Below are 13,232 nucleotides of genomic sequence, written 5' to 3' on the forward strand. Positions count from 1 at the left end.
GTGTTATGCCGGGTATGTCGGCCGTATATATGAAACTGTGGACTCGGACGGCCGTTACAGAACCGGTACGTCGAGTTGATCATGAAGTCCTAGAATGGATTTCTGCGTCCCACACCAGCGTGAAGGGGTGGACCATGCGGAACGCACTCAGATACCTGTTCCTCGCGACCACGGTCGTCGCCTTGGCGGCATTCGGGTCCGGAGCGGCAATCGCCACGACAATTCTGAAACCCGACGTCGACGCGGTCGCGACGATCACCCCGTCGGCAGGCCAGGAAGTCGGTATCGCGGCACCGGTGACGATTCGATTCGCCGATCCGGTCGCCAACCGCGACCGAGCCGAACGACTGGTCGATATCCGAGCCACCGAGCCGCTGCCGGGTGCCTTCTCCTGGGCGAGTGATCGTGAATTGACTTGGACGCCAACGCGTTTCCTGCCCGCCCGGGCGCCGATCTCGGTGCAGGTCGGTAACGCGCGCACGGAGTTCCGCACCAACGCGGGTGTGGTGGCCGACGCCGATATGTCGGCGCATACCTTCACCGTGAGCATCGGCGGGGCGGTCGCGCGGTCGGTGCCCGCATCCATGGGCAAGCCTGGCTACGAGACACCGACAGGCACCTTCCCGATTCTGGAAAAGTTCCGTTCGGTCGTTTTCGACTCGCGCACCATCGGGATCCCGCTGAGCTCGCCCGAGGGCTACGTCATCAATGGCGAGTACGCCGAACGCCTCACGTGGGGTGGCGTTTTCGTGCACTCCGCGCCGTGGTCGGTGGATTCGCAGGGCTATGCCAATGTCAGCCACGGCTGCATCAACCTGGCTCCCGATGATGCCGCCTGGTACTACGAGACCGTCGGCGTCGGCGATCCGGTCACCGTGCACTGGTGAGCCGTAAACAATCCGTTTTCCTTCGCGACACCTCCCCTCAATTTCGTCACGGGCAGCAAACCTGGCAGTATCCTGCCGAGGTTGATACAACTGCGGGACACACGTGATCGTATGACCTGATGAAGGTGGGGCGATGGATCGACCGGATATGACCTCGCGGGCGAATTCCGGCCCGCAGCCGGGCGCTGCGCCACAACAGCCGCTCGGTGCGCCGAGGGCATACCAGCCTCCGACACCGCCGAACCCGTTCCACCGGATCGGCTTCACCGAGGACAACGCGCCGACCGGGCCGATTCCGCGGATCCCGATCGACGGCGCACCCGTCGACACCGGTCCACTACGCCGCGTGCCGATCGACCGCGCCGCAACACAATCCGGACCGCTGCCCCGAGTTCCGGTCGACCGTGTGCCGACGAATACGGACCCGTTCCGGCGCATTCGCGGTCAACAAGTTCCCGGCGGCCAGGCTCCGAATCCCCAGGCTCCGAATCCCCAGGGCCCGAGGCAAACCGGGCCGATACCGCGGATTCCGATCCAGGAAGTTCCCCCGCGTCAGCCCCCGGTTCCGCACGTCTCGATGCACCAGGCGCCGACTGTGCAGGACTTCGAGCAGGGATCGCTGACATTGCCGGAACCGATCCGTCAGGTGCCGGTCAACCGGAACCCGAACCCTCCTGCGCCTGCCGTGCCGCGTCCGTCTGCCTCGCAAGATCCGAATTGGTATGCGCCTGTTGCCCGAGACACGGACCGGCGCGGGCCCGTTCAGCGAGACCCCCTGCGCCAGAACCCGATTCACCCAGGGGCTTTCGACACAGAACACACTCGGCAAGATCCGAACCACTACGCACCGGACCCATACGAGCAGGATCTGGCGCGGCACCACCCGATTCATGCAGCGGATGGCGAATCCGCGCAGTATGAGCTCGAGTATGGGAGCGACTGGTCCGAATGGGTCGAGGAACTTCCCGCGGAGCCGAAACCGACTGCGCCGGACTATTTCCGGCACGAGGAAGCCTTGGCGGCAATGATCGATCGGTCCGGCCGGAATCGGTCGAAGCGCCGGTGGATGCCGGTGCTGGTCGGGTCGGTCGCGGCGGCCGGACTACTCGTGGTGGCATTCGTGCAGATTCGGCCGGAGCCGCAACCTGCGACGGTGGCTTCGTCCACGCCCAGCCAGGTCGCGGTCTCCGGATCCACGTCCGCGGCGCAGTGCCCGGCCGAGCGGGTCGGGGACACCATTACCGGCAATGGCGCGGGCGGGCTGGATACCGGACCGGGTGTCATATTCGCGTTCCAGTACGCCTATTACGTCACCCGATCCGGTGTTGCGACCCGAGAGTTCGTGGCGCCCAACGCATCCGTCTCCCCTGCCGGTACGATTCAACAGGGCATCGATGGCATCCCGGTCGGCACCACCCACTGCATCAGCATCACTCCGGGAGCTTTCGTCGGCCAGTACCTGGTGCAGGTGACCGAGCATCGACCCGATTCGACATCGATCACCTACAAACCCCAGGTCGTCACGACGGCGCGGGTGGGCAACCAGACCCTTATCACCGGAATCGGCGCGGCCTGACCCTCACACCGGCGAATTCCATGGCACCAGCACGATTTTCCCGCGGACGCGCCCGGATTCGCTCAGCTGATGGGCCTTGACCACCTCCGCCATCGGCAGCACCTGATCGATCTCCACGTGCAACCGGCCCGCCTCGAAGAGGGCGGCCAGCTCGCCCAGATCGCGACCGGACGGTTCGACATAGAGCCGCTCGTACCGCGGATCGTCCTCGGCATCATTGCCCTGCGCGTCGAGCAGGCGACCGTTCGCGGCGAGCACCGGCAGCGACCGCGATCCGTAGTCACCGCCGACGAGATCGAAAACGACATCGACATCACCCAGCGCCTCCGCGAAATCTGTTGTCGTGTAATCGATCACCTCATCGGCACCGATCTCCCGCAGAAATTCGTGGTTGGCGGCGCGAGCCGTGCCGATCACATACGCGCCGCGGTCCTTGGCGATCTGCACCGCGAAATGTCCGACACCACCGGCTGCGGCATGTACCAGCACCCGTTGTCCGGCAACGACTTCGGTGAGCCCCTGCCAGGCGGTCAGCACCGCGGTCGGCACGGCGGCCGCGTGGATGTGATCCAGGATCGCCGGTTTGGGTGCGAGGATATCCGCCTGCGCCACAACGTATTCCGCATAGCCGCCGGACCGGCCGAGCGCCATGCCGTAGACCTCGTCGCCGACCCGGAATTGCTCGACCCCGGCGCCGACCTCAGCGACGATCCCGGACACATCGAAGCCCAGGGTGAACGGCGGATCCCCGAGTTTGCGCACCAGCCCGGACCGCAGCTTCCAGTCCGCCGCATTCATACCGGTGGCGGCGACTTGGACCACCACCTCGCCCGGTCCGGCGCTCGGCCGATCGACCTCGACGACTTCCAGGACCTCGGGACCACCGAATGTTTGTTGCGTGATTGCGAGCATGCCACCGATTCTGCGGTCCCTTAGTATCCAAGGGAAAGAAGGCACTTCAATGATCCCGAGGTACCCGATGGATACCATTGTCGACTGGTCCGGCTCCGACAACCTGGTCAAGAGCTATCTGACCAACTGCCCGGCACGCGAAGTGCTGACGGTGCTAGCCGACAAATGGGTGCTGCTGGTCCTCGGCGTGCTGCGCATGGCGGGCGGACCGGTGCGCTTCAACGATCTGCGCCGTCGACTCGACGGCATCACCCAGAAGATGCTCACCCGCACCCTGCGCAACCTCGAGCGCGACGGACTGGTCCGCCGCGCGGTCTACCCGACCGTCCCGCCGCGCGTCGAGTACTCGCTGACCGATCTGGGTACCAGCCTCGGCGAGCTCAGCCACGCGATGGGGGTCTGGTCGGTGCGGCACCACAGTGAAATCCTCACCGCCCGTGACGAATTCGACACGCGCGCGGCAACCGACCCGGAACCCGTCTGAACGCGTCAGGCGGCTTGGAGGAGGTCGCCGCCGGAGGCCAGGGCGGCGTAGCGGCCGTCGGAGTCCATGAGCTCGCGGTGGGTGCCGCGTTCGATGATCTGGCCGCGGTCGAGCACGACGATCTGGTCGGCGTCGCGGATGGTGGAGAGCCGGTGCGCGATGGTGATGGTGGTCCGGCCTTCGGACAGCGCGTCGATGGCGGCCTGCACCTCCTGCTCGGTCCGGTTGTCCAGGGCACTGGTGGCCTCGTCGAGTACCAGGATCGGCGGATTGCGCAGGATCACCCGCGCCACCGCCAAACGCTGCTTCTCCCCGCCGGAGAACCGATAGCCGCGCTCGCCGACCAGCGTGTCGTAACCGTCCGGCAGGCTCGCGATATGGTCGTGGATCTGCGCGGCCCGCGCCGCGGCGTACAACTCCTCGTCGGTCGCATCGGGTTTGGCGAAGCGCAGATTGTCCGCGACCGAGGCGTGGAACAGGTAGGTTTCCTGCGATACCACACCGACGGCGGCGGCGAGATCGGCAAAGGACAAGTCCCGCACATCGATTCCGTCGATCTCGACCCGTCCGGATGTCACATCGTAGAGTCGGGCCACCAGGTAGCCGAGTGTGGTTTTGCCTGATCCGGTTTCGCCGACAATGGCCAGGCCGGACCCGGCGGGCACGGAGATGTCGATGTCCTGCAATACATCCCGCGTACCGGATCCGTACGTGAAGCACACGTGCTCGAAGCGGACCGCGCCCTTGACGCCCGAATTCGGTACCGGCACAGGCGTTATCGGTTCCTCGATATCCGGCTTCAGGTCCAGGTATTCGAAGATCCGACCGAACAGCGACATGGAGCTCTGCACCTCGACACCGGTGTACAGCAGCTGCACCATCGGCCGCAACAGGCTGGTCTGCAGGGTCGTGAAGGCGACAAGGGTGCCGATCGACACCAGCGGATGCCCAGCCGCCACGGTCAATCCTGCCGCCCAGTAGACGATCGCGGGCATGGCCGCCATGACGATCTGAATCGTCGACTGCCGCCACCGTCCGGCCATGCCGGACCGGATCTCCAGGTCCACCAGCCCGCGTGACTCCTGCGCGAAATCGTCGACCAGCGCGGGCGAGCGGCCCATCGTGCGCCCGAGCAGAATGCCGCTCACCGAGAGCGATTCCTCAACGATCGCCGACATGCCCGCCAATTTCTGCTGCCGCTGCGCGGTGATCTTCCTGCGTTCGTCGCCGACGCGCCTGCTGATCCAGACGAAGAACGGCAGCATGATCAGTGAGACCAAGGTGAGCCGCCAGTCGAGGGCGATCATGGCGATCACCGAGGCGGTCACGGTGGTGAAGTTCGAGACCAGCGAGGTCGCGGTCGAGGTGACCGTCGATTGCATGCCGCCGATATCGTTGGCGATCCGCGACTGCACTTCGCCGGTGCGGGTGGTCGTGAAGAACGACAACGGCATTCGCTGCAACTGCGCATACACCGCGGAGCGCAGATCGTGCATGACCTCTTGACCGACCGCGGTGGAAATGTAGGTCTGGAGCACGCCGAAGATGCTCGTGAGTACGGCGACCGCGACCATGCCTGCCGCGAGTGCGGTCAGCAGACCGGTGCGGCCGTGCGGCAGAGCGTCGTCGAGGATGCCGCGCAGCATGAACGGCGATGCCAGCGCGACCAGTGACGACAAACCGACGAGCGCGGCGACCAGCGCCAGGCGCGCGCGATACGGGCGAAACAACCGGACGATCCGGCGAAGTTGATGTGGGGGCTGCATAGGCGCCTCCTTCCGAGGACTATGTCATGAAACTGAGCATGACTCATAATTGTTCCCAAAACAATGAGTTATGCTCAACAAATGGATACCACGCTCGATCCCGACCTCCCCGAGCTGTTCCTGCGCACCGCGAAGCGCATCCGCCGCAACCAGGTCGCGCGACTCGCCCCCCTGGGCATTACCCCAGGTCAGGCCCGTGCCCTCCGCATTTTCGGCCACCACGACGAGCCCCTTAGGATGGCGGCAATCGCCGACCACCTCGGCATCGTGCCGCGATCGGCCACCACCGTCGTCGATGCGCTCGAAACCGCAGGCCTGGTCTCACGCGCGCCGGACCCGACCAACCGCCGCTCGACCCTGGTGACGCTGACCGACTCCGGCCGAGCCGCACTCTCCCAGATGGCCGCTGCCCGTCGTGCGGCCGCCGAGGAGGTCTTCACCGGCCTGAGCGCCGAGCAGCGCACAACTCTTCGTGAATTGCTTGCGGCACTCGATTCGCAGGCGTCGGTCGGCACTTCCACTGGGACGAACATCTCGTTGACTTCCCCGCCGCTCCGAGGCTGAATTGGGCCATGTTGGACGTGCCCGCCGGTCCGATTGCGAAGGTGCAGAACGGCATTGCCGCCGGAGCACGGACCTGCTTCCTGTTGCGCGGGGTGTTCGACGCCCCGGAGTGCGCCGAAATCATCGATACGGCAACGGATTCGGGCTTCGTACCGACCGGCGCGCACTATCCGGCGTCCTATCGCAACAATGACCGGCTGGTCCGTGACGACCCGGTCCGGGCGGATAGGCTTTTCAGCAGGATCGCCGAATTCCTTCCCGCGCGGCTGCATATCGATGGAGCCCACTGGCGGCTGGTCGGGCTCAACGAGCGGTTCCGGTACTGCCGCTACCGCGGCGGTCAATCCTTCGCCATCCACCGCGATGGTGCGCATGCCCGCAGCAGCACCGTCGTCTCCCGGCTGACGTGCATGATCTATCTCAACGACAGCACCGAGTTCGAAGGTGGGCGCACCCGCTTCTATGCCAGCGGCGAACCGGGTGCCGCCGCACTCGGCGTGGTTCGGCCCGAGACCGGAACCATCGTGGTCTTCGATCATGCGCTCTGGCACGACGGCGAACCGGTCACCCACGGCACGAAGTGGGTGATGCGTACCGACGTGCTCTACGAGCGGGAGCAATACGCCGCCTCATCGGACGGGATCCTGCGCGGACACGATGGGTATGTGTGGAGCGTCGCGGCATGCGCTGACGGCACGCTCGCTACCGCTTCTCGCGACCGCACCATCCGGATCTGGGAGCCGACCGGCGATGGCTTCGCCCAGCGGCGCACACTGCGCGGTCACGACAGTTCGGTGACCACCCTGCTCGCGCATCCGGACGGGGAGCTGTGGAGCGGGTCGCGCGACGGCGCCGTCCGTGTCTGGCACTCGTGGGAGCCGCGCACGGTGGGACGTCATGACGGCGCGGCGCTGTGTGCGAGTGCCCTACCCGATGGCCGAGTTGTGACCGGCAGCGCGGACGGGCGAATTCGATGGTGGCGTGCGGACGGGTCGGATGGCGCACTCGAGGTTGGCGGGTGGGTGTGGGCCGTGGTTTCCACTGGCGCGCAATTGGTTACCGGTTCTGAAGACGGCACCATCGGGGTCTGGGATGCGGACGGCGGACTTGTGGGGAGTGCGCGAGCGCCCGCACCCGTCCGCGCGCTGGCCGTCACGTCATCGGGCACCGTGATCGGTGGTGACGCCGAGGGATGGCTGCGCACCTGGAGTCTGCCCGGTTGCACCCGATCCCAGCGGCACACTGACGAAGCGCGGGCCCCGATTGCGCTGAATCCGACTGCGCCACAGGAACAGACAGCCCCCTCCGACGCGACGACACCCGTAGCTCCGCCCGGTCGGACATCACATTCCGAGGCGGCGATACGCGAGCCGACCGCGCGCAAAGCACACACCGGTGCCGTCTGCGCGGTGACACCTCTGTCCGGGAGCCTAATCGCCAGCGGAGGCGAGGACGGTGCCGTACGAATATGGCGCACAGCCGATCTCACCGAACTCGACGTATTCCACCACAATGATTTCGTCCGCAGCCTCGCCACACTCCCGGATGGCCGTTTGGCGAGCGCGTCATACGACGGAACCGTGCGCCTGTGGCGGTTTGACCGATAACTCAGGCGGGGTGGGTGTTTTCGGCCGCGGTTACTACGTGGCGCATGAGGAGGGCGGTGGTTACGGGGCCGATGCCGCCGGGGACGGGGCTGAGGGCGGCGGCTTTGCCGCGGACGGTTTCCGCGGCTACGTCGCCGACGATTTTGCCGTCGGGGGCTTCGTTGGTGCCCACGTCGATGACGGTGGCGCCCTCGCGAATGTGTTTGCCGGTGACCAAGCCGATGCGGCCGGCGGCGGCTACCACGATATCGGCGGCGGAGGTGACGGCGGGGAGGTCGGTGGTGCGGGAATGGCAGATGGTGACGGTGGCGTTTTCGGCGAGCAGGAGTTGAGCGAGGGGCTTGCCGACGATATTGGAGCGGCCGACGACGGCGACATGCCGTCCGGCGAGCGGGATTTCGTGATGCTTCAGTAGTTCGACGACGGCCTCGGAGGTGGCGGGCACGAAGCCGTCCAGGCCGGAGGCGAGCAGGCCGAGTGAGAGCGGGCTGACGCCGTCGACGTCCTTGCTTGCGGCGATGGCGGAGCTGACATCGTCGAGGGTGACACCGGCGGGCAGCGGGGTCTGCAGCATGATCGCGTCGACGGCGGTGTCCGCGCTGCGGGCGGTGAGTTCGCCGCGGATCCGCTCGATGCTCGCGTCGGCGCCGAGTTCGATGGTGTCGCAGGCGATTCCGAGACGTTCGGCGGCCTTGCGCAGCGAATTCACGTACCACGCGCTGGCGGGATCGTCATTGGCCACGATCAGGGCCAGGCGCGGCGCGGTTCCGCTCGCGGTGAGCGCGGCGGCGCGCTGCTTGGTGTCGGCGTTGATGGCGGCGGCGAGTTCCTTGCCGGACAGCGAAACGGTATCCACGTTGTCACACCTTATCGGCTGCACCGCACGGCCGGTCGCGGCGGGCACCCCGCGCGCCTCCCGGTTTACCCGGATGCCGGAAACAACGCCTGGCAATTACCCGATTATGGCCGTTACCAGTCGTATCGTTGTTGTGCTTACCAATGGCTAACTGTCAGCTCACCTACCGGAAGCCCCGTTTCACGCGTGGAAAGGTGTCGACTGTAGTGAAGATCTCGAGGCATTGGAAACTATGGGTCGCGACCGCGTTCGCGGCCGCGACCATCACCGGACTATCCGGCGCACCCGCCGTCGCTGCGCCGGAAAACGACGCCCTCTACAACTCCGCCCAGCGCGCCTTCACCGACGGCGACGACGCCGCAGGCCGCGCCGAACTCCGACAGCTGATCGCCGCCGACCCGGCCGATGCCGAGGCCCTTTCGCTGCAGGCGATCTGGTCGCATTACGCCAATGATTTGCCCGCCATGGCCGATGCACTGGTCCGCCTCAATGCCGTCGACCCGGCAATGGCCCAGGGCACCAATAATGTGCTCGGTGCGATCGGCGCTGCGGTCGCCACCCTGCCGAATCCGCTGCCCGCGATCGTCGGACCGCAGACCGGAATCGTGGTGCTCGGCTACGGCCTGCTCCCGGACGGTTCGCTGCGCCCCGAACTGGTCAACCGGCTGACCGCGGCGTGGTTGCAGGCGGTCGCCTCGCCACTTTCACCGATCGTCGTCACCGGCGGAAACCCGCAGAACGGGATCACCGAGGCCGAGGCCATGCGGGCCTGGCTGGTCGGCAACGGGCTGCCCGCATCGCGGATCAATGTCGAGAGCCGAGCCGGATCGACGGTGCAGAACGCATTGTTCAGCACCGAGATGCTGCGCGATGTCGGCGCGAACAGCGCGGTCGTGGTGACCTCGCCGAACCACATCCGGCGCGCGGTCGCCGATTTCATTGTCGCGGGCACTCGGGTGGTCGGGGCGACCACCTCACTCGAGCAACTGGTATCGCAGTTGCCGCCGCCCAGCAGGCAGGCGCAGCGCGGCATCTACCTGGACGCGACACGGACGTTCCAGCTCGCCACCGCACGCTGAGCGCGACGGGTCTGAGCGTGCTGAAGTGACATAATTCGCGCAATGTGCACGCTCAGACCCACCGCACCCCGTCCACACGGCACGATATCCCGATGACACCAACCGGAGATGTGGTCGCGCAGCTGCGCGCGGCCGGCTGTGTATTCGCCGAGGACGAGGCGCGGTTGCTCATCGCCGCGGCGGCGGAGACCGGTGCCGATCTCAGCGACTTGGTCGCACAACGGGTTTCCGGAACACCGCTGGAATACCTACTGGGCTGGACCGAATTCCATGGCATCCGCGTCGCGGTCGCGCCGGGCGTCTTCGTACCGCGCCAGCGCACCGCCTTCCTCGTCGACGAGGCCGCCGAACTCGCCCGCGCCATGCCCGCGCACCCTGTCGTCGTCGATATATGTTGCGGCTCAGGCGCATTGGGTCTTGCGCTGGCACACACACTTGCCACCGAAGGCCGCCCGATAGAACTCGCCGCCACCGATATCGAACCCGCGGCGGTCGAATGCGCCCGCCGCAACCTCACCCCGATCGGCGCGCCCGTCTACGCAGGCGACCTTTTCGAGCCGCTCCCGCGTGAATTGTGTGGCCGAATCAATATCCTGCTCGCCAACACCCCGTACGTACCATCCGAGATGATCGCCAAGATGCCGCCGGAGGCACGCGATTACGAACCGCGCACCGCCCTCGACGGCGGACCCGATGGCCTGGATATCTTCCGCCGCGTCGTCGCCGCTGCCCGTACCTGGCTCGCGCCGGGTGGCCACCTGCTGGTCGAATCCACCGAAGCCCAGGCGCGGCCCTCGATCACCGTCCTCGCCGCGCACGGCTTCACCGGCCGCGTCGCCGAATCCGGCGAGCTGTACTCCACCGTCGTCATCGGCACAAAACCGGACGCATGATTCAGATCACCACCCGACGCCGATGAAAACGGCATGGCTGCTGTCCGGTCAACCGGATCCGGCGCTGCGCGGCTCACCACGACGTTCTGAGGCCGCTACTTCTTGTGACCGGTGAACTCATCCATCGAGTGGTACACGCCGACCGAATTCAGGAACAGATCGCGCAGTTTGATCGGCAGCAGACCGGAGATCGCCTTGTTGAGCCGGGATGTCCACGGCAGGATCACCAGCGGCGTGCCCGCCTTCATTTCCCGCCATGAGGTATCGACGACATCGTCCTGTTCGAGAATCGGCGTGAACAGGAAACCCTTTGCACCATTGAACATTCCGGTATTGATGTAGGTCGGACAGACGGTGGTGATCCGCACATGGTCGTGGCCCGCCTGTTCCAGTTCGATGCGCACCGAATCCGACCAGCCCAGCGCCGCCCACTTCGAGGCCGCGTACACGCTCATGCGCGGATTGGAAACCAGACCCGCCGAGGACGCGATGGTCATGACCCGCGCCGTACCCGTGCCGCGCACCATCGCGGGCAGGAATTCGAGCGTGATGTACATCGGCGCAAGGGAATTGATCGCCATCGTCTTATCGATGTCGGCGCGATCGGTGGTCTCCCAGAAGTAACTGTTGCCGCGGACGATGCCCGCATTGTTGATCAGGACGTCGATATCGCCGACGTCGGCGCGCACCGCCGCCGCGGCCTCGCCGATGGCGTCCTGTGCGGACACGTCGACCACATAGTGATGGATGGCGACGCCGCGACCGGACAACTCGACCGCGGTCTCCTTCAGCGCGGATTCGTTGATATCCCACAGCACCACCGCGGCCGCGCCCTCACGCACCGCACGCTCGGCGAACAGCTTGCCCAGGCCCATTGCCGCGCCCGTGACCAGGACCTTCTTATCGGCTACCGTGTCCAGTTTCATTCGTCCTCATCTTGATTTCGTCGTGAAATAGCTTTGGCGCAATTACTTTTGGCGCAGCGCCTTCATGACGCCGAAATACAGCGTCATGGTCTTCGCCCACAGTTCCTCGGACATGCCGGGCAGCGGTGCGATCGGGAGCATCCGCTGCACCGCGATCGTCTGGGTGTCGATGTACTTCAACAAGCCCTCTGGACCGTGCCGACGCCCGGTACCCGAAATGCCGAGCCCGCCCGATGGCGCGTCCGCACTGCCCCAGGCCGCGATGAAGCCCTCGTTCACATTCACCGAACCCGCATTGATGCGCGCGGCTACCTGACGACCTCGATCGACATCCTTGGTCCAGACACTCGCATTGAGCCCGTATGCGGTGTCATTGGCCTGTTCGACGGCCTCGTCGTCGCTACCGACCCGATAGATCGACACCACCGGCCCGAAGGTCTCCTCGCGATACACCGTCATCCCGGGCCGCACCCCGGTCAGTACGGTCGGCTCGTAGAAGTAGGGTCCGAGATCGGGACGCGCCTTACCGCCCGCAAGCACCTTCGCACCCTTCGCGACGGCATCGTCGACATGCGCACTGACGGTGTCCAATTGGCGCTGGAACGTCAAAGACCCCATATCACTGGCGTAATCGAGCGCACCGCCCAATTCGATAGCCCGCACATGCTCGATGAATTCGCCGACGAATTGGTCATAGACCTTGTCGTGCACATAGATTCGCTCCATCGACTCGCACAGCTGCCCCGCCGACGCGAAGCAGGCCCGAATCGCGATCTTGGCCGCCCTGGAGATATCCGCATCGGCGAGCACCAGCAGCGGGTTCTTGCCGCCGAGTTCGAGCGAATAGCCGATCAGCCGCTCCCCGGCCTGCTGCGCGATGGTCCGGCCGGTCGCGCTGGACCCGGTGTAGTCGACAAAATCGGCGCGCGCGATCACCTCACCGCCGATCACCGAACCACGGCCGAGCACCGCCTGCCATAGGCCGCGCGGCAGCCCGGCGCGCTCGGCGGCATCGATGGCCCACAGGGCGGTCAGTGCGGTCTGGTTGTCCGGCCGCGCGACCACGGCATTCCCAGCGACCAATGCGGGCAGGGCGTCGGAGACGGCCAGCGCCAGCGGATAGTTCCAGGGCGAGATCACCGCGACCACGCCCTTGGGCCGATGCCGCACATCGACCTGGGTCAATACCGGCAGCACACCACGCGGCTTGCGGGTGGCCAACAGCTTGTTCGCGACCGACGCGTAGTACCTGGCATTGACCGCCACATCCCCGACCTCGTCGAAGGCATGCGCCCGGGACTTGCCGGTCTCGGTCTGCACGATATCGAGGATGGTGTCCTGTTCGGCCAGCACGATGTCGTGGAACTTCCGCAGCACCGCGGCCCGCTCGCGGACCGAGCACCGCGCCCATTCCCGCTGCGCGGTGCGCGCGGTCGCGAAGGCGGTCTCGATATCGCCGGTCGAGGACTGCGGCAGGTCGGCGATCTTGCACCCGGTCGCGGGTGCGAAGACCTCGACCGCGGGGGCACCGCCCGCGACCGCACGATCTAGCAGGGGTCGCACCAGGGCCGCGGGCAGGGCCGTCGGTTCGGTCAGCTGGCGGGCGGTCGTCATTGTCGGCCCTCTCCTGGGTCGGGCGCCTGTGCTGGACGAGGCGGCAAGCCGGTTCGGCTATTTCCTGA

12 protein-coding genes are annotated in these 13,232 nt (G+C 66.1%); 7 read left to right on the forward strand and 5 right to left on the reverse strand.

The features are described from left to right. Positions 1-134: 134 nt before the first annotated feature. Positions 135-887 (forward strand): L,D-transpeptidase, encoded by a 753-nt coding sequence (locus ACQPZ2_RS25195; RefSeq protein WP_433520700.1) that lies wholly within the window; start codon positions 135-137, stop codon positions 885-887. Positions 888-1,020: 133 nt separating this feature from the next. Next, entirely contained in the window at positions 1,021-2,463 is a 1,443-nt protein-coding gene (locus tag ACQPZ2_RS25200) for a hypothetical protein (protein WP_433520701.1), read from the forward strand. 3 nt (positions 2,464-2,466) lie between these two features. Here the strand turns inward: ACQPZ2_RS25200 and ACQPZ2_RS25205 are convergent, their stop codons facing one another. Further along, on the reverse strand, positions 2,467-3,375 hold the full coding sequence (locus ACQPZ2_RS25205) for an NADP-dependent oxidoreductase (protein ID WP_433520702.1): 909 nt from the start codon (positions 3,373-3,375) through the stop codon (positions 2,467-2,469). A 67-nt stretch (positions 3,376-3,442) separates the two neighbouring features. On the opposite strand from ACQPZ2_RS25205, the gene ACQPZ2_RS25210 reads away from it, so the two are divergent. After that, a complete protein-coding gene (locus ACQPZ2_RS25210; protein WP_433520703.1) occupies positions 3,443-3,859 on the forward strand; it encodes a winged helix-turn-helix transcriptional regulator in 417 nt (138 codons plus the stop codon). 5 nt (positions 3,860-3,864) lie between these two features. On the opposite strand, the gene ACQPZ2_RS25215 is transcribed toward ACQPZ2_RS25210, so the two are convergent. After that, positions 3,865-5,625, reverse strand: a complete 1,761-nt coding sequence (locus tag ACQPZ2_RS25215; protein ID WP_433520704.1) for an ABC transporter ATP-binding protein — start codon at positions 5,623-5,625, stop codon at positions 3,865-3,867. 81 nt (positions 5,626-5,706) lie between these two features. Between ACQPZ2_RS25215 and ACQPZ2_RS25220 the strand changes: the two genes are divergently transcribed. Further along, positions 5,707-6,189, forward strand: a complete 483-nt coding sequence (locus tag ACQPZ2_RS25220) for a MarR family winged helix-turn-helix transcriptional regulator (protein WP_433520705.1) — start codon at positions 5,707-5,709, stop codon at positions 6,187-6,189. An 8-nt stretch (positions 6,190-6,197) separates the two neighbouring features. Then, on the forward strand, positions 6,198-7,796 hold the full coding sequence (locus tag ACQPZ2_RS25225; RefSeq protein ID WP_433520706.1) for a 2OG-Fe(II) oxygenase: 1,599 nt from the start codon (positions 6,198-6,200) through the stop codon (positions 7,794-7,796). 1 nt (position 7,797) lies between these two features. On the opposite strand, the gene ACQPZ2_RS25230 is transcribed toward ACQPZ2_RS25225, so the two are convergent. After that, on the reverse strand, positions 7,798-8,652 hold the full coding sequence (locus ACQPZ2_RS25230) for a bifunctional 5,10-methylenetetrahydrofolate dehydrogenase/5,10-methenyltetrahydrofolate cyclohydrolase (protein WP_433520707.1): 855 nt from the start codon (positions 8,650-8,652) through the stop codon (positions 7,798-7,800). A 206-nt stretch (positions 8,653-8,858) separates the two neighbouring features. On the opposite strand from ACQPZ2_RS25230, the gene ACQPZ2_RS25235 reads away from it, so the two are divergent. Together ACQPZ2_RS25235 and ACQPZ2_RS25240 are read left to right on the forward strand one after the other, a co-directional pair. Further along, positions 8,859-9,731 carry a YdcF family protein gene (locus tag ACQPZ2_RS25235; protein ID WP_433520708.1) on the forward strand — a complete coding sequence of 291 codons (873 nt, stop codon included), beginning with the start codon at positions 8,859-8,861 and terminating at the stop codon, positions 9,729-9,731. Positions 9,732-9,823: 92 nt separating this feature from the next. Next, positions 9,824-10,624 carry a putative protein N(5)-glutamine methyltransferase gene (locus ACQPZ2_RS25240; RefSeq protein WP_433520709.1) on the forward strand — a complete coding sequence of 267 codons (801 nt, stop codon included), beginning with the start codon at positions 9,824-9,826 and terminating at the stop codon, positions 10,622-10,624. Positions 10,625-10,719: 95 nt separating this feature from the next. Here the strand turns inward: ACQPZ2_RS25240 and ACQPZ2_RS25245 are convergent, their stop codons facing one another. Together ACQPZ2_RS25245 and ACQPZ2_RS25250 are read right to left on the reverse strand one after the other, a co-directional pair. Then, complete coding sequence (locus tag ACQPZ2_RS25245) at positions 10,720-11,550, reverse strand: SDR family oxidoreductase (RefSeq protein WP_433520710.1); 831 nt, start codon at positions 11,548-11,550, stop codon at positions 10,720-10,722. A gap of 42 nt (positions 11,551-11,592) precedes the next feature. Continuing rightward, positions 11,593-13,164, reverse strand: coding sequence for a succinic semialdehyde dehydrogenase (locus ACQPZ2_RS25250; RefSeq protein ID WP_433520711.1), 1,572 nt, complete (start codon positions 13,162-13,164; stop codon positions 11,593-11,595). Positions 13,165-13,232 lie beyond the last annotated feature (68 nt).

This window comes from Nocardia pseudovaccinii (assembly GCF_050942345.1).
Taxonomy (GTDB): Bacteria; Actinomycetota; Actinomycetes; order Mycobacteriales; family Mycobacteriaceae; genus Nocardia; species Nocardia pseudovaccinii.

Coding starts and splice junctions, on each gene's coding strand:
- ACQPZ2_RS25195 (WP_433520700.1), top strand. CDS start 135: ATGCGGAACGCACTCAGATACCTGTTCCTCGCGACCACGGTCGTCGCC.
- ACQPZ2_RS25200 (WP_433520701.1), top strand. CDS start 1,021: ATGGATCGACCGGATATGACCTCGCGGGCGAATTCCGGCCCGCAGCCG.
- ACQPZ2_RS25205 (WP_433520702.1), bottom strand. CDS start 3,375: ATGCTCGCAATCACGCAACAAACATTCGGTGGTCCCGAGGTCCTGGAA.
- ACQPZ2_RS25210 (WP_433520703.1), top strand. CDS start 3,443: ATGGATACCATTGTCGACTGGTCCGGCTCCGACAACCTGGTCAAGAGC.
- ACQPZ2_RS25215 (WP_433520704.1), bottom strand. CDS start 5,625: ATGCAGCCCCCACATCAACTTCGCCGGATCGTCCGGTTGTTTCGCCCG.
- ACQPZ2_RS25220 (WP_433520705.1), top strand. CDS start 5,707: ATGGATACCACGCTCGATCCCGACCTCCCCGAGCTGTTCCTGCGCACC.
- ACQPZ2_RS25225 (WP_433520706.1), top strand. CDS start 6,198: ATGTTGGACGTGCCCGCCGGTCCGATTGCGAAGGTGCAGAACGGCATT.
- ACQPZ2_RS25240 (WP_433520709.1), top strand. CDS start 9,824: ATGACACCAACCGGAGATGTGGTCGCGCAGCTGCGCGCGGCCGGCTGT.
- ACQPZ2_RS25245 (WP_433520710.1), bottom strand. CDS start 11,550: ATGAAACTGGACACGGTAGCCGATAAGAAGGTCCTGGTCACGGGCGCG.
- ACQPZ2_RS25250 (WP_433520711.1), bottom strand. CDS start 13,164: ATGACGACCGCCCGCCAGCTGACCGAACCGACGGCCCTGCCCGCGGCC.